Here is a 17,637-nt window from a genome sequence, read left to right as displayed (position 1 = left end):
GTGATCCCTTCGCTCCTGACTGCGGGCGAGCGCGCGGCTCGGGGGCTGATCCCCGCGCTGCTGCTGGGCCTTGTGCTGTGGCTGTCCGCCCTGCCCGGAGCCAGCCTGGCCGCCGAAATCCGCTATCCGGCCCTGACCGGGCGGGTGGTCGATGACGCCCAGCTACTGACGCCCGCGCAGGAGCAGGCCCTGACGGGCAAGCTGGCCATGCTGGAACAGCAGACCGGCGATCAGTTGGTCGTCGTCACCCTGCCCTCGCTTCAGGACCAGGAGATCGAGGATTTCGGCTATCAGTTGGGCCGCCACTGGGGCATCGGGCAGAAGGAAAACGACGGCGGCGCCCTGCTGATCGTCGCGCCGAACGAGCGCAAGGTGCGGATCGAGGTCGGCTATGGGCTGGAAGGCGTCATGACCGACGCCTATTCGTCCCTGATCATCCGCAACGACATCCTGCCGGCCTTTCGTCAGGGCGACTATGCGGCGGGCATACTGGCCGGAACCGACGCCATCATCGCCCAGTTGACCGCCGATCCGGCCGAGGCTCAGGCTCGCGCCGAAGCAGCGAAAAGCGCCGCCGGTCAGTCTGAAAAGCCTGTGATTCCCGCCATCGTCATCCTGATGGTCTTCGCCTTCATCTTCTTCAGCATGGTCGGCGCGGCGTCGGGCGGGCGCAAGCGGCGCGGCGGACGCGGCGACGGCCTGTCGCCCATCCTGATCTGGGCCGCCAGCGAAGCGCTGAAGGATCGCGACCGCGGCGGACGCGGCGGCGGTTGGGGTGGAGGCGGTGGTTTTGGCGGCGGCGGATTTGGCGGGGGCGGCGGCGGCTTCGGCGGCGGCGGCGCCTCGGGGGGATGGTGATGCAGTTCACGAAAGACGATCACGCGCGGGTCGCCCGCGCTATCGCCACGGCTGAAACCAAGACGGCGGGTGAGATCTTCTGCGTCGTCGCGCGTCAGGTGTCCTCCTATCGCGACGTCAGCGTCGGCTGGGCGGCGGCGGCGGCCCTGCTGGCGCCGCTGGCGCTGATCCCGTTCGGTTTCAACGGCGACTGGCTGAGCTTCGGAAGCGGCTGGGAGGCGGCCCATGATGCTGAACGCGCGGCGGATATCGGTCGGGCGCTGGGGGCCTATGCCCTGGTGCAGGCCATTGTGTTTCTGGCGGTCTTCTTCCTCAGCCTGATCCCGCCGGTGCGGCGTCTGCTGACCCCGCGCGCCCTGCGCCGCACGCGCGTCCGGCGCGCCGCCATGCAGCAGTTCCTGGCCCACGGCCTGCACGTCACCGAGGCCCGCACCGGCGTCCTGATCTTCGCCGCCATGGCCGATCATCAGGTCGAGGTGGTGGCCGATGAAGCCATCCACGCCTGCGTCAGCCCTGAAGTCTGGGCCGACGCCGTTGCGGCCCTGACCGGCGCCCTGCGTCGCGAACAGCCGGTCGAGGGGTTTGAAAAGGCCGTCGCCCTGTGCGGTCAGGTGCTGGCCGAGCGCTTCCCGCCCAGCCCGGACGATGTGAACGAAATCCCCGACAAACTGGTTGTCATCTAGTCCGGTTAATCAGGGCCTCGCGACCGCCGCATTGCCGCGCAAAAGTCGCGCAGGATCGCAGGCAGGGAATTCATGCCGAGACTTCTGACCTATAACGTCCACCGCTGCGTCGGCGTCGACCGCAGGCTGGACGTGGGCCGCATCGCCGACGTCATCGCCGAGTATGCGCCGGACATCGTCTGCCTGCAGGAACTGGACGTCGGACGCGCCCGCACCGGCCACGTCGATCAGGCCGGCGTCATCGCCCAGCGTCTGGCCATGAGCGTGCAGTTCCACCCCGCCATGACGGTCGAGGCCGAGCTTTATGGCGACGCCATCCTGACCACCCGGCCAGAACGGCTGGTGCGCGCCGCCGCCCTGCCCACCATGCCCGGCCTCAAGGGGCTGGAGCCGCGCGGCGCCCTGTGGTCGGCGATCGATTTCGACGGCGTCACCGTCAATGTCATGAACACCCACCTGGGCCTGATCCCGCGCGAGCAGAGGCTTCAGACGGAGGCCCTGATGGGCGAGGACTGGCTGGGCGATCCCGCCTGCACCGGGCCGACCATATTGACCGGCGACTTCAACGCCACCTCGATCACCCGCCCCTATCAGACCCTGGCCAAACGGCTGGACGACGCCCAGCGGCGTCTGGCGCTGAAGCCTTCGATAAAGACCTTTCCGTCCAACTTCCCGGCCATCCGCATCGACCACTGCTTCGTCAGCCCCGAGATCCGGGTGACGGGCGTTCAGGCGCCCTCGTCCCTGATGGCGCGCACGGCGTCGGACCACCTGCCGCTCATCCTCGATTTCGAGATCGACCTGTCGGGCGCTCAGCCCGGCGCCTGACCGCCTTCAGATTTCGGCCGGGTGCGTTGTGAGCGGTTCAGCCGCTTCCACGGCCGCCAGGCGTCCGTCGCCGAGACCGGATCGCCGAACTGCCACTCGGCGAACATCCGCTCGACCCGCGTCGGCTTGGCCGTTCCCAGCAACTTCATCCGTCCATGCCCGAAGGTCTGGATCGCCTGCCCCATCGAGCCCATCAGGCTTTCCGCCTGAGCAAAGGCGGCACCGGTCACGCCGATGAAGTGACCGAGCGAGTGGTGGCGGAAACGGCGGATGACCTCACGCTGCGCCTCATCTCCGGCCTCGAACGAGGCGTCGCATTCCGTATCCAGGCCCATCGAGCGGTTGTTCAGATTGCTGGAGCCGATCCGCAGCAGCTTGTCGTCGATGATGGTCATCTTGGCGTGGACGATGATCCGCTCGCCCTCCTTCGTCACCGGATAGAAGGCGGTGAAGCGGTCGTGAATATCAGCCTGCTCCAGCCGGTACAGCACCTCCGCCCGCGCCGTATCCATGGTCAGGCCATCGAACCAGCTGGGGCTGCGTCCGGTCGACACCAGCACCACCTCTGGCCCGTCCGGCTCGGCCAGCCGTTCAGCCAGCGCCGCCGCCAGCGTGGGCGAAGTGAAATACTGGTTCTCCATATAGATCAGCGACTTTGCGCGCTTGATGGCTTCAAGGTGCAAGGTTTCGTTTTCGCGCACCTCTGTCCTTCGACGCACCTGCGGCTCGGTGCGCGACAGGCCCATCGGGATGTCGTGCAGGGTCGGCTGAACCCCGTCGGGCCAGGCGTCGCGATTACGCCAGACGGTCGTATCCAGCACCTCGCCCGTGGCGCGTCGCCAGCGTTCGCGCGCCAGATCGCCCAGGGTTTGCGCCGCCGGCCCGTCCACCACGCACATGACCTCATGCCGGGGCGAAGGGATCACGCCTGTCGGCTCGCACCGACGCGGGTCGCCCGACAGGTGCGCCTCGGAATCCCAGCGGTCGGTCGAGATGTCGCCCCCGCCGCAGAAGGCGATCTGATTGTCGATCACCACCACCTTCTGGTGATGACAGGCGCCCAGAAGGCCGGGCCCGTCCAGCCGGAACTCGACGATCCGGCCGCGGAACCAACGCTGGGCCTTGTGCGGATAAAAGCCCTGCGACGCGGCGATCAGCAGCGGCGAGCGCCAGATCAGCAGCCTAACCTCAAGCTCGGGCTTGCGCCGCACCAGCGCCTTCAACTGGTGACCGATCTCGCCGCGACGATCCAGCAGCGGGCTTTCAGGGTCCAGACGGGTGCGCGGGTCGAACTGCCAGCCCAGGATCAGAATGGAGCGCTCGGCCTTCTGCAACGCCGAAGCCAGGGCGTCGAAATAGGTCTTGTTTTCCATCAACGGCGCGAACCGATGCGCCGTCGCGGACCGCCAAACGCCGTTGGGGGTCTCCAGCAGGCTGCCGTCATAGAACTGGTCTGCTCGCATACCCCCCGCAATGGCTGATTCGCGTGACGACGGGATGTGGTCACGATCTCTTCAGACGCCAGCCGGTGCGGATCGTTCCATTTTCCGCGCTCCCCGGCAATGAGGGCTGACGCCATCATCGCCACATTGTGGAAGAGCCCGATTTCTGGCACAATCAGGGGATGCAAGCTCTGATCGAGATGCTGGCCGGTTTGATCGCCCTGCTCGCCGCAGCGGCGCTGTCGCAATTCGGCGTCGATCTGAACCCTGCGCACAAGTCCGACCGCGAGGTTCAACGCGTACGCGATTGCGGCGAAAGCCGCCCGGCTGCGGGCGTCGCCGCCGTTCACGTCAGCACGCCTCCCACCTGCTGATCCACAGATCACATTGATCCGGGTCGTCAAACGGCGATCTAATCCGCGCTCCAGCCTTTTCGCCTCACGATCCAGCCGTTAGGGTCCAAGGCTTGCGCCCTTCGTCGCCCTGGCGGCGATCAGTGATCGGGATCGACGCCCATGAAATCCAGCCATCGGCCGCCGCTCAACCAGACCGAGCCCGATTCCGCCGCGCCGGATGCGGAGCCTTTTGACGCGTTTGATGCGGTTGAAGCGCCTGATGACGCGGCGCCAGGTCCTCTGCCGGAAGCGCCGTCTCGCCCCATGTCCGAACGTCAGCGCCGCCGCCTGGCCGAGCAGCAGGCGCTGGCCGAACAGCGCGCCGCTGAAGCTGACAAGGCCGAACGCGCCCTGTCGCCTTTCGCTGAATCCGCCGACGCCCCGCCCGCCACCATCATGCCCGCCTCGCCCCCGGCCAAACGCGGCGCCAAGCGTGCGGCCAAGACGCCGAACGCCGGCGGCAACGTCTATCTGATCGCCGGGCTGGCCTCGGCCCTGTGGATCGGCGGGCTGGCCTCATGGTTCGCCTATGAACTGGGCTCAGGAATGATGGAACTCGATCCCCTGCGGATCGCGGTCTACGTCCTGATCCTGCTGGCGCCGGTGGGTCTGTTCATCCTGCTGGCCCACGCCATCCGACAGGGCGCCGGACTGGCGCAGGAGACGCGGCGCGCACGCGAGATGGCCGACGCCATGGTCGCGCCGACCGCGATGGCCGCCGATCAGGCGGGTCATGTCCTGAACACCCTGCGCGAGGACATCGACCGCGCCGCCCAATCGGCTGAACGCGCGCGCAATGACCTGTCCGCCCTGCGCGAAGCTCTGGCCAAGGAATCCGGCCTGCTGAACGACGCTGCTGAACTGGCGGGCGGCACGGCGCGCCGTCTGGCCGAACAGCTGTCGCAGGAACGCGAGCAGATGGGCGTGCTGGGCGGCAAGCTGGAAGGCCAGGCCTCGGCGGTCGTCGAGACGGTCGAACGCCAGTCGCGCATGGTGGCCGACGCCTCCGATCTGGCCCAGACGCAGTTGCGCGAAGCCGAGGCCGCACTGGCCGCCCGCGCCGCCGATCTGGCCGCCGCCGCCAATGAAGCGCAGGAAGCCGCCCGCGCCGCTGCCGATGATCTGGCCCGCCAGACCCTGCGTCTGGAGACGGCCGGTTCCGGCGTCGCCGAACAGATTCAGTCGGTCGAGGAAGGTCTCGGGCAACAGCGCGCCGCCCTTGTCACCGCCGCCTTCGCCCTGCGCACCGATCAGGAAGACTTCTCGGCCCAGATCGAGAGCCAGCGCGCCCAGCTTCTGGATCACCTGTCGCAGACGCGCACCGCTGCCGACGACATCAGCCAGCGCGGCGGCGCCGCCGTCGCCGCCATCAAGGCCCAGGTCGACGCCGTGCTCGATCAGTTCAAGGCGCTTGTCGAGATGTCCCAGCGCGAGGCCGACGGGTTCGACCACGCCACCAAGCTGTCGCTGGATCGCTTTGAGAGCCTGGCCGCCGAATCCCGCGACCTGCTGGTCGAAGAGACGCGCCGCTCGCTGGAGGCGCTTCAGGCCACGGCGGATGAACAGCGCGCCGCCGCCCAGACCGCGATCGAACAGGCCCAGATCCGCGCCGACCGTCTGGGCGAATCCCTGTTCGACGCCGCGCAGAAGGCGGACGAAGCCGCCGAGGCCCGCATCGACGGCGCCCGCCGCATCGTCGCCCAGACCGCCGACATGGTCGACCTGACCGGCCAGAAGCTGGTCGACAGTCTGCAGACGACGCTGGCTCAGGTCACCGACGCCCTGACCTCGATCGAACAGGCGGTGGCGGACATGGATCAGCGCGCCGCCCGACTGCCTGACGAGGCCCGCGCCCGCGTCGATTCCGTGCGCGCCGCCGTGGAAGACGGTCTGAACGCCCTGACCGCCGCCTCGCGCAAGGCGGCCGAGGACACCGAGGCGCTGGACGCCGGGTTCCAGGATCGGGTGCGCCGCAACTATGAAATGCTGACCGAGGCCGTGCGCCTGATGGGCGTGGTGTCTGCCGATGGCGGCGCCCGTCGTCGCCCGCCCGCCGCCGCACCTGTTCAGGCGCCGGCGCCGACGCCTGAACCGCCTCGCCCGGCGCCCACGTCGTCGGGGCTGGTGTCCGGCATCGCTTCTGGTCTGGGGCTGCGCGGGCGACTGCGTTCGGACAGCCCGTCTGAGGCTGAGGTCGTCCCGCCGTCTGTATCGGCTCCCATTCCTATTGAAACGCCGTCGACCGAGCCGGAACGCATCGGCGACGCCCTGAACTGGCGCGATCTGGTTCCGCCGGAACAGGCGCCCGCCGCCCCGCTGGAGTTGAACGCCGCTATCGGCACGCCCGAGGAAATCGACGCCCTGGCCGGTCGCGTGACGGCGGCCATCCGGCGTATGGGGGTCGACCCCAACGCCCTGCTCCCGCGCCCGCGCGTCGAGGAGGCGGCGCAGGCTTTCGCCGGACATGATCCCGCCCGTGCGCGTCAGATCGTCCGTCGCGTGGCGCCCGCCGCCGTGCGAAGCGTCTCGCGCCGGGTGCTGGCCGACGACGCGTTGCGAATGGACGCCGAAACCTATGTCCGCACCTTCGCCCACGGGCTGAAGATTCAGGCAGATCGCGGAAACGCCGAGGATGTGCAGATGCGTCTGGCCACCGACGAAGGCCGCGCCTTCATGCTTCTGGACGCCGCCGTCGGCGATCTGGGCTGATCGTCATAACCACGCGCTCACGCCGCCCCCACAACAGGACAGACGTCGACATACTTGACCTGTCGGCGCTTTTCACCGCACCGTCCGCCGAACGGCGCGCCCGAACGGCGCTCATTGAGGTCTTCTTCCCTTGATGGACCAGGCTTCCAACGCTCCTCCCGGTCTGCGCGCTGATCGTCGGCCGGGAATCATCATCTGCGCCTGGGAGCCGTCCTGGACGGCATGGGATCCGGTCGAGGATCTGTCGGGCGAGCCCTGGTGTCCGCCCGGCGCGCGCACCCTGGCCATTCCCGGCGACGCCGCCCCCGATGGACTGGTGGAAACCCTTACCGGGATTCTGACGCAGGAAGACTGCACGGCTCTTCTGCTGTTGGGACGCACCATCCACACTGGGCCGGTGCGGGTGCAGATGCGCGCCGAGAACCGTCGTCTGGAGGCGCAGGGCCGTCTGGATGAAACCGATCCCGGCATCACCCGCGTCACGGCGCCGGTCGCCGACATGCTGCGTGATCTTCTGGAGGCGGGCGTTTCCGCCATCGCCACATCCGACGCCGAAGAGGACGCCGGAAGCTACGTCCTCTATCGCATTCTGGCGGAACTACCGGACACTCTGAACTCGCCGTCCATCGGCCTGCTGCGGATTCCCGACGGCGAAAGCGAGGCGATGGTGCGCACCGCAGTCAAGACCGCCGCCTCGGCCATGGCGCGCCGTCTGTCGCCCCTGCCCCGCTCAAGCGCGGCCTGACGCCGCCCCTTTCGCACGCGCCCACAGACCGACCAGACCGCCGCTCAGGGCCAGAACCGCCATCGCCAGATAGGCCTTCAGCCCCACGGCGTCATACAGGGGCCCGCTGGCCAGCGTCGCCAGTCCGATCAGCACACCGGCCGACAGCGCAGAACTGAGCGTCTGGGCGGCGGTATGGCTTTCCGGCGGGCACAGGCGTTCGACGATCTGCACCCCGGCCAGATAGGTGGCCGCAAAGGTCAGGGCGTGCAGCATCTGCAACGGGATCAACATCCACAGCGGCGGCGCAAAGGCCATCAGGCTCCAGCGCAGAACCGCCGCCCCAGCCCCGATGAACAGCAGCGTCCAGGGACCGACGCCGATGCGACGACGCCACGGCTCGACCCACCACATGAAGCCGATCTCGACCACGACGGAAAAGGCCCACAGCATCCCCGTCACGCTTTCGGCCAGCCCCTGCGCCCTCCATGCGATGGCGGAAAAGCCGTAGTAGAAGGCGTGCGCCGCCTGAACAGCGCCGACGGCGTAAATGGCCGCCATAAAGACCGGCTGGCGCAACAGCCGCCCCAATCCCCGGAACCGCTCCAGCCCTGAAACAGGACCGCCCTGCGACACCGGCTCGTCCGGCAGCACGCGCCACGCCGTGATGGCGATCAGCAACGAAGCCGCCACGGCCCAGACGATGACCGCGTCCGACGACACCCGCGTCAGCAACGCACCCATGACCAGATTGGCGAAGACGAAGGCCGCCGAGCCGCAACCCCGCGGCAGGGAAAAGACGAATCCGTCACGCCCGGCCACGCGCAGGGTCATCACATCGCTGAGCGGGATCAAGGCCGCCGCCGCCGTCGCGCCCAACAACCAGAAGAAGGCCCAGCCGACGAATCCTTCGACCAGACCCGCGCCGCCATAGCCGACCGCCATGACCAGCCCCAACAGGGCGATCGGCGTGCGCCGCAAAACGAAGCCATCGGCCCAGACCGCCAGCAACGGTCCCGTCACCGCCCGCGCCAGCATGGGAATCGCCAGCAGGGCGCCGATCTGTGCGCCGCTCATGCCCTGGTCGCGGAACCACAGCCCGGCGAACGGCAGGGTCACGCCGCTGGCGCTGAACAGCAGGATATATTGCAGCGCCATGCGCGATGCGGATTTCATCGCCGCGCGATAGCAGACTTCACCGTTTTTGTAGTCTAGACACCCTGATATGAATCCTGACCGCAAACTCCTCGCATTCGCTGGTTTCAACGGCGCCATGGCCGTGATCATCGGCTCCTTCGCCGCCCACGGGGTCGCGCCCGAAATCAGGGACCTGTTGGCGACCGGCGGCCATTATCAGATGGTCCACGCCGCACTCACCGCTGCGCTGGCCCTGTTCGGCGCCGGGCGCCTGCTGCGACTGGCCGGGTGGCTGGGCGGCGCCGGCGGGCTGATCTTCTGCCTGTCCCTGACCATGGTCGGACTGCTGAGCCTGCCGATCATGGGCGCCGTAGCGCCGATCGGCGGCCTGCTGATGATCGTGGCATGGGTGCTGCTGGTCTTCGCCGCCTTCCCGTCCAAATCCGCCAAGGCCTGATCAACGCCCTGACGCTTCGTTCCCCAGAAGGACCTGTCTCCGTGACCGATACTGCGCGCCGCGACCTCTATCCTGAAATCGAAGCCTACGCCTCGGGCTGGATGCAGACCGACAGCGTTCACGAGGTCTATTACGAGGAAAGCGGCAATCCGCACGGCGTGCCCGTCATCGTGCTGCATGGCGGCCCCGGCGGAGCGGTCAATCCGGGGATGCGCCGCTATTTCGATCCGGCCAAATATCGCATCGTCATGTTCGATCAGCGCGGATGCGGCCTGTCGCGGCCGAACGCCTCGCTGGAAAACAACACGACCTGGGATCTGGTCGCGGACATCGAACGCCTGCGCGAGAAACTGGGCATCGACAAATGGGTGGTCTTCGGCGGGTCATGGGGTTCGACCCTGTCGCTGACCTACGCCATCAAACACCCGGACCGCTGCCTGTCGCTGGTGCTGCGCGGCATCTTCCTGCTGACGAAGAAGGAACTGCACTGGTTCTATCAGGACGGCGCCTCGATGATCTTCCCGGACGCGTGGGAAGGCTTCCTGGCCCCCATTCCCGAGGCCGAGCGCGGCGACCTGATGGCCGCCTATTACAAGCGACTGACCGGCGACGATGTCGAAGAGCGCAACCGCTGCGCCGTCGCCTGGGCCACCTGGGAAGGCAACACCGTCAGCATCCAGGGCCCTTCCGGCAAGCCGGACAAGTTCGCCGACCCTGATTTCGCCGTGGCCTTCGCCCGTATCGAAAACTGGTACTTCACCAACGGCGGCTTCTTCGACAGCGAGAACTGGATTCTCGAGAACATCGAAACCATCCGCCACATTCCCTGCTGGATTGCGCAGGGACGGTTCGACGTGGTGACGCCGATCTCGGGCGCCTGGTCCCTGCACCGCGCCTGGCCCGAGGCCAAGCTCGACATCGTCGGCGACGCGGGCCACGCCTCGTCCGAGCCGGGCATCATCGACAGCCTGATCCGCGCCACAGACTGGGCGGCGTTGCTTTAAACGAGCCTGCACCACCTCCAGCCGCCGCCCAGCATCCAAGCGAAGCGTCGGCTGGCCACAGCGCTATTTCGGATTGGTCTTTTCGACCATTTCGCTGAGTTGGAAGCCGATGCGGCGCGCCTCGCGCTCTTCCGGCTTCTTCATGGCGCTGAGGACCACATTGATCTGGCTGTAGTGCTGGATCAGGCGCACCGGCTTGCCGTCGGCGTTGCTGCCGAAGAACATGATCAGGTCCGGCCCCCAGAAGCCGACGTCCATGATCTGCATGGCGCCGTCGCCCGGCAGGCCGACCATGCGCGCGCCGATTTCTTCGTCCTTATCGAGGTTAGCCTCGAATTCCTCGATCAGCTTGGACAGGCGGACAAAGGCCCATTCCGCGGGATTGTCGCGCATCCGCACGCCCTCGGCCTGAACCGCCGCTTCATTCCGGGGATCCGCCAGGACGGGCTGCGGACAGGGCATGGCGGCACAGTCGGAAAACATGGCCGGATCAGCCTTGGGAATCTCGGCGGCTTGCGCGTCAGGCGCCTGGACGGTCATGGCCTTAGCCTAACTCCACGCATCCTCGACTAGAACAGACCCTGGCTCTTGGGCAGTTCGGCGTAGCGGTGAACCCGAGTCGAGAGAACCAGTCCGAAGCCGACCATCACCGTCATCATCGACGACCCGCCATAGGACAGCATCGGCATGGGCACGCCCACGACAGGCGCCAGCCCCATCACCATCGCGCCATTGATCAGAACGAAAAGGGCCACAAACGATGTCATGCCCGCCGTCGCCATGCGGCCGAAATGGCTGTGCGACAGAGCCGCTATGCGCAGCGATATCAGGATCAACGCCACGTAACAGGCCAGAACGGTGAACGATCCGATGAAGCCGAACTCCTCAGACACTGTCGAGAAGATGAAGTCGGTGTGCCGCTCAGGCAGGAACTCAAGCTGGCTCTGACTGCCCAGACCGTAACCTTTGCCCATCAGCCCGCCCGAACCCAGGGCGATCTTGGACTGGATGATGTTGTAGCCCGTGCCGGACGGGTCAGCCTCCGGATCCAGAAAGGTTAGAACCCGATTGCGCTGATAGTCGTGCATTCCGAACATGACGAAGGGTGGAATGACCGCCACAGCCGCCGCCAGTCCAGCAGCGATGACGCGCCAGCTCAAACCGCCCATGAACATCATCGCTGCGCCGGTCAGACCGATGATCATGGCCGAACCCAGATCGGGCTGCTTGGCGACAAGGATGAACGGAACGCCAATAATCCCGGCTGGAATCAACAGTTTCCACGACCAGCGCGCATCTTGAGCCGACGCGCCGTGATACCAGCGCGCCAGGGCCAGAACGAGGCCGATCTTGACGAACTCGGCGGGCTGGATGCGGATGAAGCCCAGGTGCAGCCAGTTCTTCGCCCCGCCGGCCACATAGCCCAGCGGCGTGAACTCGACCAGCATCACCATGAACAGCAGGACGCCATAGACCGGATAGGCCGCATGGAACCACCACTTGGGGTGCACCATGGCCAGCGCGATCATGCCCGTCAGAAGCACGCCGAAACGGATGAGATGCTTGGCCGCCCACGGCTGCCAGTGTCCGCCCGCAATCGAATAGAGCATCGCCGTGCCGATCCCGGCCAGAATGCACAGCAGGCCGATGATGCGCCAATCCAGTTCGGCGAACTTGGTCGAAAGGCGGTCGCGTTCGCCAGGGCGTGTCAGGGCTGATGCAGTCATTGTCCCGGCTCCGTCAGCGGGGGCGGGTTCGGGGTCGCAGCATCGCCGCCGTTGGCGGGTTCGCCTCGCGCTTCCGCCTCGCGCACGCCTTCATCTTCCTGCGCCTCAAAACCCGCCGATTCGATGCGGGCGCGGATTTCAGGGTCCTTCAACAGGGCGACCTTCATGACCTCGCGCGCGCGCGGCGCCCCGGCCGTGCCTCCGCCCAGACCGCCGTGCTGGACGATGACCGAGACGGCGTACCGCGGATTGTCCGTCGGCGCATAGGCGATGAACAGGTTGTGGTCCTTCTGGCTCCACGGGCGCCCGGCCCCCTTGCGCGAGCCTGAACCATAGTTGCGCGCCTGCGCGGTGCCGGTCTTGCCCGCCATCTTGACCGTGCCCAGACCCAGCTGGCTGTTGCGGAAGCCGGTGCCGCCCGCAGCCGTCACCGCCTCCATACCGTCGCGCAGGACCTTCAGCATCTCGGGCGTATAAGGCAGGTCGGCGAAGGCGGTGCCCTTGGTCTGTTCCACACCGCCGATCGACTTGATCAAACGAGGCACGACCGCCTTGCGGCCATTGGCGATCCGCGCCGTATAGACCGCAAGCTGAAGGGCGTTCACCGTCAAGGCGCCCTGCCCGATGCCATAGCTGGGATTCTCGCCCGGGTACCAGTTCGGGTCGCCACGCACAGGATTCTTCCGCCGCCACTCGCGATCCGGCACCAGTCCGGCCTTCTGGCCCGGAATGCCGATGTCGAAGGTCTGGCCGAAGCCCATATCGCGTGAGGTTTCGGCGATGGCGTCCGGCCCCATCTCGCTGGCCAGAGTCATGAAGTAGACGTTGCAGGAGGCCTTGATGGCGCCGCGCAGATCGACCGCTCCGTGGCGTCCCAGACAGGCGAACCGTCGCCCCAGATAGAAGCTGCCGTTGCAGAAGATCCGGCGACTGGGATCCAGCCCACGCTTCATCGCCGCCAGGCCGACAATCGGCTTGAAGGTCGAGCCCGGCGCGAAGGTCCCGCTCAGCGCCTTGTCCAACAGCGGCCGACGCTCGTAATCGGCCAGGGCGCGATAGACCCTGGTTGGAACGCCTGACACGAACAGGTTGGGGTCGAACGACGGCGACGACACCATGGCCAGAATGTCGCCGTTTCGGATATCCATCACGACGAGGCCCCCAGCCTCTTCGCCAAAGACTTCCAGCGCGCGCTGCTGAACATCGTTGTCCAGCGTCAAAACGACCTCGGCGCCCTGAACTGCGGGTCGTGAACCGGCGATGTCTTCGGCCACAACGCGACCGCGCGCGTTCACCTCGACCCGTTTGCCGCCCTCCACGCCACGAAGCTCGAGATCCAGAGAACGCTCAATGCCCTGACGGCCGATGCGGAAACCGGGGTTGAACAGGATGGCAGGGGGCTGTTCGCCCTTGTCGCGGATCGCCTTGACGTCGCGATCCGACACCTTGGCCACATAGCCCACCACATGGGCATAGGCGCCGCCGTGCGGATAGTAGCGGGCCTCGTTCATGTCAGCCATGACGCCGGGCAGTTCGGCCGCGTGCAGATTGACCTTGGAGAACTCCTCCCACGTCAGGTCGCTCTTGACCGGAACCGGCGAGAAACGCGGCGCGGCGTTCACCTCGCGGATGATGGTGCGGCGACGGTCCAGAGTGTCGGGCAGCAGTCGCCCCAACAGGTCCAGCGTCTGGTCCAGATCTTTCGTCTCGTCGCGCACGACCAAAACGCGGAAGCTGGGCCGGTTGCCGGCGATGACCACGCCGTTGCGGTCCTTGATCAGGCCCCGCGGCGGCGGCACCTGACGGAAGTTGAACTGGTTGCGCGTCGCCAGAGTAGCGAACTCTTCAGACTTGATGATCTGCAGGTGCGCCAGACGGCCCACCAGCGCCAGGCCCCCTATGACCGTCCCCGCGCCCAGAATCATGGTGCGCCGCAGGAAGGAGCCCTGCCGCTCGTTGACGTCCGAAAAGAAGATGTTCGGTTCGCTGCTCACAGGAATCGGACGTCCGCGTCGTCAAACCGCTCGATCAACAGATGAGCCAGAGGAAACAGCAGCAGCGTCGGAATCATCTGTCCCAGAACGGCCAGAAAATGAGGGGCCGCGCCCAGCTCCATCAGGGTGACGAACCAGGCCACGGCGAAGGCCATGCCGGTTGAGGCCACATAGAGTGCGAACAGAACGATCGTCGCCTGTCCTGCCAGATATTTCGACGCCAGGAGCATGACGCCGTAGATCAGCAGCAGGCTTAGAGCCCACAACCCTGTCTGACCACCCCAGAAGAAATCCAGGAACACGCCCAGTCCGAACAGCACCAGAGGCGCCAACATCGACGGACGGATCAATGGCCAGGCGAACGCCAGCACCATGGGCCAGACCGGTTCGGGCAGGGTCATGCCGAACAGGCGCAGGGGAATGGCGAACAGGATGGTGGAGACTGCGGCGATCAGCGCCGGGTAGCCGATCCACTGCATCGGACCAACCATCCGCACCGTGATCGTGCGTCTCACTCCCCGCCTCCATCAGGCGCGGCCGGGGCCTGTGACGCGGCGGGCGTCGGCGCAGGCGAAGCCCGCCGCACAGGAGCGCGCGTCGGCGCCGGGGGCGGCGTCTGGGCCCGAGCCGCAGCTTCAGGCGGCGGCGCGGCATTGGCGGCGCGCACGCGCTCAGCCGCGACCTGGGCCGCCGCGGCGCGGCGCGTGGCGACATCCTGGATCGCAGCGGCCTGCGCGGCGTCCGGCGGCGGCGCCGTGCTGAGACTGAGCAGCGGCGGCGCGTTCAGCGCATCCTGATCCGCCAGTTGGCCGAAGTCCTGGAACAGCAGGACACGCACATAGTCGATGGCCGCGCGGTCGCTGTACAGCTTGATCCGCCATGTGCCGTCCACGCCCTTGGCCACCACTCCGACAGGCAGGCCACGCGGGAAACCGCCTCCGTCGCCGGATGTAAGGATACGGTCGCCTTCCTGCACCGAGCCCTGCCCCCGCACATAGTCGAGACGCGGGCTGCGGCTGCCGTCGCCGGTCAGCACGGCGCGGGCGTCCGTACGCTCGACCAGCACCGGAATGCGCGAGGCGACATCCGTCAGCAGGATCATGCGGCTGTGCGCACCCGAAGCTCCGGCGATACGGCCCACCAGACCATGCTCGCCCAGAACAGGATTGCCCACGCGCACGCCCTTGTCGGCGCCCACGTTCAGCAGGCGCGAACGGGCGAAAGGCCCTCGCGCATCGCTGATGGCGCGGCCCGCCGTCATGGCGATCGGCGGCTCGGTCTGGATTCCCAGCAACCGTTCATAGCGGCCATTGATGTTCTTCAGCGCCAGGGCCTCGTCGCGCCAGCCGCTCATTTCGGCCAGTTCCGCGCGCAGACGGCGGTTTTCGGAAACGGCGAAGAAGTAGCCCTTGACGTAATCGACCGCATCGCCCGACCAACGGACGGGCGCGGCCAAAACCCCGGTCCCGGCCCCGGCGACACGGTCGAACCCGGCGCGTGGCGGATCCAGCTCATCCACCGCAGGTTGCGGCTTGTCGACAAGCAGAAGCATGATCGCTGCGATGATGCCGCCCACGACCATGATCGCCGCGGTCCAGACCAGCGGCACCTTCAGATTCTCGAACGGTCCGTCGCGAAACGCCACGGCCAGCCTTCCTGCTAGAGCGTAGGAATCGACGGGCCTCAGCCCGTCGAAGATGTAAACCTGTTACAGGAATCCGCCCTTTTCAGGATTACGGCGCCTGCGTCAGAACAGTCAGCCTCAGAGCGATGCTTCGAGGACGCCCTTCATCCACGACGGGTGCTCCAGCACCTTGCCGCAGCCGATGGCGACGCACGACAGCGGATCGTCCGCCACCTGAACCGGCAGGCCCGTGTGGTCGCGGATTTCGGTATCCAGCCCGCGCAGCAGCGCGCCGCCGCCCGTCAGCATGATGCCCTTGTCGGCGATGTCGGCGGCCAGTTCCGGCGGCGTGGCTTCCAGAGCGACCTTCACGGCCTCAACGATCTGGGCCACCGGCTCGGCCAGAGCTTCCGCCGCCTGACGCTCGCTCATCTTCACTTCGCGCGGCACGCCCTGCATCAGGTCGCGGCCCTTGACCTCGATCGACAGGCCTTCGCCGTCAGCCGGGACACGGGCGGTGCCGATGTCCTTCTTGATGCGCTCGGCGGTCGTCTCACCGATCAGCAGGTTATGGTTACGACGCATATAGGCGATGATGGCGTCGTCCATCATGTCGCCGCCGACGCGCACCGAACGCGAATAAACCACGCCCGACAGCGACAGCACGGCCACCTCGGTCGTGCCGCCGCCGATATCGACGACCATCGAGCCGGTCGGCTCATGGATCGGCAGGCCGGCGCCGATCGCAGCCGCCATAGGCTCAGGCAGCAGGCCGACGCGACGCGCCGAGGCGTTCAGGCAACTGTCGTGAATGGCGCGACGCTCAACCGCCGTGGCGCCCGAGGGGACGCAGACGATCATCTTCGGGTTCACAAAGCCCTTGCGGTTGTGAACCTTGCGGATGAAGTGCTTGATCATCTCTTCGGCGACTTCAAAGTCGGCGATGACGCCGTCGCGCATGGGGCGGATGGCTTCCATGTGGCCGGGCGTCCGGCCCAACATCTGCTTGGCCTCAAGGCCGACAGCGTGGACGATCTTGCGACCGCCGACGTTGCGCAGGGCGACGACCGACGGCTCGTTCAGGACGATCCCCTTGCCGCGCATGTAGATCAGGGTGTTGGCCGTACCCAAATCCATCGCGATGTCATTGGAAATCATGCCGAAGAGGGGTGAAAGCATGGGCGTCGGTTACCGCTTTAGTTCGGGCCTGCAAGGGCGTGAATTATATTCGTCCGCTGTGGCGACGCCCTACCCCCGCTTCGCGTAACCGCAAAGCCGTCCTGACCGTCTTCGCCGAGCCGACTACAGGCCCGTTTGCCCTCATGCTGCAGGGATTGCAAGCGCCTATGGCTTCTCGATCACAGGCTTGTCACAGCAAGGCTTGGAAGCCTTGCTGTGACAGTTTTCCTGCCCCGCTTTGCGACAGCGCGCTCAGACGGCGGCGATGCCTTCGGCCTCAAGCACACGTTGCACGGCAGGTCGGGCCTGCACACGGTCGAGGTGAGCGTTCAGCTTCGGGAAACGCGCTGCGTCCAGCAGACCCGCCTGACGCGCCCAGCGTGTGAACACCATCAGATAGCCGTCCGCCATCGAATGATCTTCGCCCATCACCCACGGACCGGCGAGATAGTGATTCTCGGCCAGATCGTATTTTTCGAGCGCGATCTTCACCGCTTCGTCCTTCGCCTCGCCTTCCAGCGGCGGCTTGGAGAACAGAGCCTTGCCGATGGCGGGGTGCAGCGACGACGCCAGCCAGCCGTTGAAGGCCTGAAGGCGGGCAAAGGCGAACGGATCGTTCAGATCGGCCAGGCCCGCATTCGGATGCGTCTGCGCCACATAGGCCAGAATGGCCGAGTTCTGGGTGATGACGCCCTGCGACGTCGCCAGCGCCGGGGTCACGCCCGCCGGATTGATCGCCAGATATTCAGGCGTCCGCTGCTGACCCGAGCGCAGGTCGATCTTTTCGACCTCATAGTCGACGCCCGCCTCTTCCAGTCCGATGTGCGAGGCGATGGCGCAGGCGCCGGGGGAATAATACAGCTTCAGCATGGTCGT

General features: G+C 66.7%; 17 protein-coding genes. 8 read left to right on the top strand and 9 right to left on the bottom strand.

Annotated features, from left to right (window positions below):
• From ACORJG_RS05260 to ACORJG_RS05250, 3 genes are all read left to right on the top strand, one after another.
• Positions 1–858: a TPM domain-containing protein gene (locus ACORJG_RS05260; protein WP_427792177.1), complete on the top strand. Its 858-nt coding sequence runs from the start codon at positions 1–3 to the stop codon at positions 856–858.
• Positions 858–1,541 (top strand): TPM domain-containing protein, encoded by a 684-nt coding sequence (locus ACORJG_RS05255; protein WP_427792176.1) that lies wholly within the window; start codon positions 858–860, stop codon positions 1,539–1,541. Before ACORJG_RS05260 ends, ACORJG_RS05255 begins: the two co-directional genes overlap by 1 nt.
• A 72-nt stretch (positions 1,542–1,613) precedes the next feature.
• Entirely contained in the window at positions 1,614–2,369 is a 756-nt protein-coding gene (locus ACORJG_RS05250) for an endonuclease/exonuclease/phosphatase family protein (protein WP_427792174.1), read from the top strand.
• Here ACORJG_RS05250 and ACORJG_RS05245 read toward each other — a convergent pair.
• The gene (locus ACORJG_RS05245; protein ID WP_427792172.1) at positions 2,354–3,832 is read right to left on the bottom strand and encodes a phospholipase D-like domain-containing protein; all 1,479 of its coding nucleotides are present in this window, start codon (positions 3,830–3,832) and stop codon (positions 2,354–2,356) included. The two genes, ACORJG_RS05250 and ACORJG_RS05245, sit on opposite strands and share 16 nt — an antisense overlap.
• A 161-nt stretch (positions 3,833–3,993) precedes the next feature.
• Here ACORJG_RS05245 and ACORJG_RS05240 point away from each other — a divergent pair, with 161 nt between their 5' ends.
• The 3 genes from ACORJG_RS05240 to ACORJG_RS05230 all read left to right on the top strand — a co-directional run bounded on the left by ACORJG_RS05240 (position 3,994) and on the right by ACORJG_RS05230 (position 7,660).
• Complete coding sequence (locus tag ACORJG_RS05240; protein ID WP_427792170.1) at positions 3,994–4,185, top strand: hypothetical protein; 192 nt, start codon at positions 3,994–3,996, stop codon at positions 4,183–4,185.
• Between the two features lie 285 nt (positions 4,186–4,470).
• Complete coding sequence (locus ACORJG_RS05235) at positions 4,471–6,915, top strand: tipN (RefSeq protein ID WP_427792168.1); 2,445 nt, start codon at positions 4,471–4,473, stop codon at positions 6,913–6,915.
• Between the two features lie 133 nt (positions 6,916–7,048).
• On the top strand, positions 7,049–7,660 hold the full coding sequence (locus ACORJG_RS05230; RefSeq protein WP_427792167.1) for a hypothetical protein: 612 nt from the start codon (positions 7,049–7,051) through the stop codon (positions 7,658–7,660).
• Here ACORJG_RS05230 and ACORJG_RS05225 read toward each other — a convergent pair.
• A complete protein-coding gene (locus tag ACORJG_RS05225) occupies positions 7,646–8,815 on the bottom strand; it encodes an MFS transporter (RefSeq protein ID WP_427792165.1) in 1,170 nt (389 codons plus the stop codon). The genes ACORJG_RS05230 and ACORJG_RS05225 overlap by 15 nt on opposite strands.
• Positions 8,816–8,864: 49 nt before the next feature.
• Between ACORJG_RS05225 and ACORJG_RS05220 the strand changes: the two genes are divergently transcribed.
• The gene (locus ACORJG_RS05220; RefSeq protein WP_427792163.1) at positions 8,865–9,233 is read left to right on the top strand and encodes a DUF423 domain-containing protein; all 369 of its coding nucleotides are present in this window, start codon (positions 8,865–8,867) and stop codon (positions 9,231–9,233) included.
• A 41-nt stretch (positions 9,234–9,274) separates the two neighbouring features.
• Positions 9,275–10,237: a prolyl aminopeptidase gene (gene pip, locus ACORJG_RS05215; RefSeq protein WP_427792161.1), complete on the top strand. Its 963-nt coding sequence runs from the start codon at positions 9,275–9,277 to the stop codon at positions 10,235–10,237.
• 63 nt (positions 10,238–10,300) lie between these two features.
• Here the strand turns inward: pip and ACORJG_RS05210 are convergent, their stop codons facing one another.
• The 7 genes from ACORJG_RS05210 to ACORJG_RS05180 form a co-directional block, all read right to left on the bottom strand.
• The gene (locus ACORJG_RS05210; RefSeq protein ID WP_427792159.1) at positions 10,301–10,777 is read right to left on the bottom strand and encodes a DUF6173 family protein; all 477 of its coding nucleotides are present in this window, start codon (positions 10,775–10,777) and stop codon (positions 10,301–10,303) included.
• A gap of 29 nt (positions 10,778–10,806) precedes the next feature.
• Positions 10,807–11,964, bottom strand: a complete 1,158-nt coding sequence (gene rodA / locus ACORJG_RS05205; RefSeq protein ID WP_427792158.1) for a rod shape-determining protein RodA — start codon at positions 11,962–11,964, stop codon at positions 10,807–10,809.
• Positions 11,961–13,958: a penicillin-binding protein 2 gene (gene mrdA / locus ACORJG_RS05200; protein WP_427792156.1), complete on the bottom strand. Its 1,998-nt coding sequence runs from the start codon at positions 13,956–13,958 to the stop codon at positions 11,961–11,963. Before mrdA ends, rodA begins: the two co-directional genes overlap by 4 nt.
• Positions 13,955–14,449 carry a hypothetical protein gene (locus ACORJG_RS05195; RefSeq protein ID WP_427792972.1) on the bottom strand — a complete coding sequence of 165 codons (495 nt, stop codon included), beginning with the start codon at positions 14,447–14,449 and terminating at the stop codon, positions 13,955–13,957. Before ACORJG_RS05195 ends, mrdA begins: the two co-directional genes overlap by 4 nt.
• A gap of 20 nt (positions 14,450–14,469) precedes the next feature.
• On the bottom strand, positions 14,470–15,603 hold the full coding sequence (gene mreC, locus ACORJG_RS05190) for a rod shape-determining protein MreC (protein WP_427792154.1): 1,134 nt from the start codon (positions 15,601–15,603) through the stop codon (positions 14,470–14,472).
• Between the two features lie 117 nt (positions 15,604–15,720).
• Positions 15,721–16,761, bottom strand: a complete 1,041-nt coding sequence (locus ACORJG_RS05185; RefSeq protein ID WP_003168146.1) for a rod shape-determining protein — start codon at positions 16,759–16,761, stop codon at positions 15,721–15,723.
• Between the two features lie 252 nt (positions 16,762–17,013).
• Positions 17,014–17,631, bottom strand: a complete 618-nt coding sequence (locus tag ACORJG_RS05180) for a glutathione S-transferase family protein (protein ID WP_427792152.1) — start codon at positions 17,629–17,631, stop codon at positions 17,014–17,016.
• Between the last annotated feature and the right edge of the window lie 6 nt (positions 17,632–17,637).

The sequence above is a fragment of the Brevundimonas diminuta genome (genome assembly GCF_050310045.1).
Taxonomy (GTDB): Bacteria; Pseudomonadota; Alphaproteobacteria; order Caulobacterales; family Caulobacteraceae; genus Brevundimonas; species Brevundimonas diminuta_F.
This window is presented reverse-complemented; position numbering and strand designations above follow the sequence as displayed.

Excerpts from the sequence above, each read along its gene's own strand:
- ACORJG_RS05195 (WP_427792972.1), bottom strand. The coding sequence starts at position 14,449 with ATGGTTGGTCCGATGCAGTGGATCGGCTACCCGGCGCTGATCGCCGCA.
- ACORJG_RS05235 (WP_427792168.1), top strand. The coding sequence starts at position 4,471 with ATGTCCGAACGTCAGCGCCGCCGCCTGGCCGAGCAGCAGGCGCTGGCC.
- ACORJG_RS05245 (WP_427792172.1), bottom strand. The coding sequence starts at position 3,832 with ATGCGAGCAGACCAGTTCTATGACGGCAGCCTGCTGGAGACCCCCAAC.
- ACORJG_RS05240 (WP_427792170.1), top strand. The coding sequence starts at position 3,994 with ATGCAAGCTCTGATCGAGATGCTGGCCGGTTTGATCGCCCTGCTCGCC.
- ACORJG_RS05250 (WP_427792174.1), top strand. The coding sequence starts at position 1,614 with ATGCCGAGACTTCTGACCTATAACGTCCACCGCTGCGTCGGCGTCGAC.
- ACORJG_RS05225 (WP_427792165.1), bottom strand. The coding sequence starts at position 8,815 with ATGAAATCCGCATCGCGCATGGCGCTGCAATATATCCTGCTGTTCAGC.
- ACORJG_RS05220 (WP_427792163.1), top strand. The coding sequence starts at position 8,865 with ATGAATCCTGACCGCAAACTCCTCGCATTCGCTGGTTTCAACGGCGCC.
- ACORJG_RS05180 (WP_427792152.1), bottom strand. The coding sequence starts at position 17,631 with ATGCTGAAGCTGTATTATTCCCCCGGCGCCTGCGCCATCGCCTCGCAC.
- ACORJG_RS05185 (WP_003168146.1), bottom strand. The coding sequence starts at position 16,761 with ATGCTTTCACCCCTCTTCGGCATGATTTCCAATGACATCGCGATGGAT.
- rodA (WP_427792158.1), bottom strand. The coding sequence starts at position 11,964 with ATGACTGCATCAGCCCTGACACGCCCTGGCGAACGCGACCGCCTTTCG.
- ACORJG_RS05210 (WP_427792159.1), bottom strand. The coding sequence starts at position 10,777 with ATGACCGTCCAGGCGCCTGACGCGCAAGCCGCCGAGATTCCCAAGGCT.
- ACORJG_RS05230 (WP_427792167.1), top strand. The coding sequence starts at position 7,049 with ATGGACCAGGCTTCCAACGCTCCTCCCGGTCTGCGCGCTGATCGTCGG.
- ACORJG_RS05255 (WP_427792176.1), top strand. The coding sequence starts at position 858 with ATGCAGTTCACGAAAGACGATCACGCGCGGGTCGCCCGCGCTATCGCC.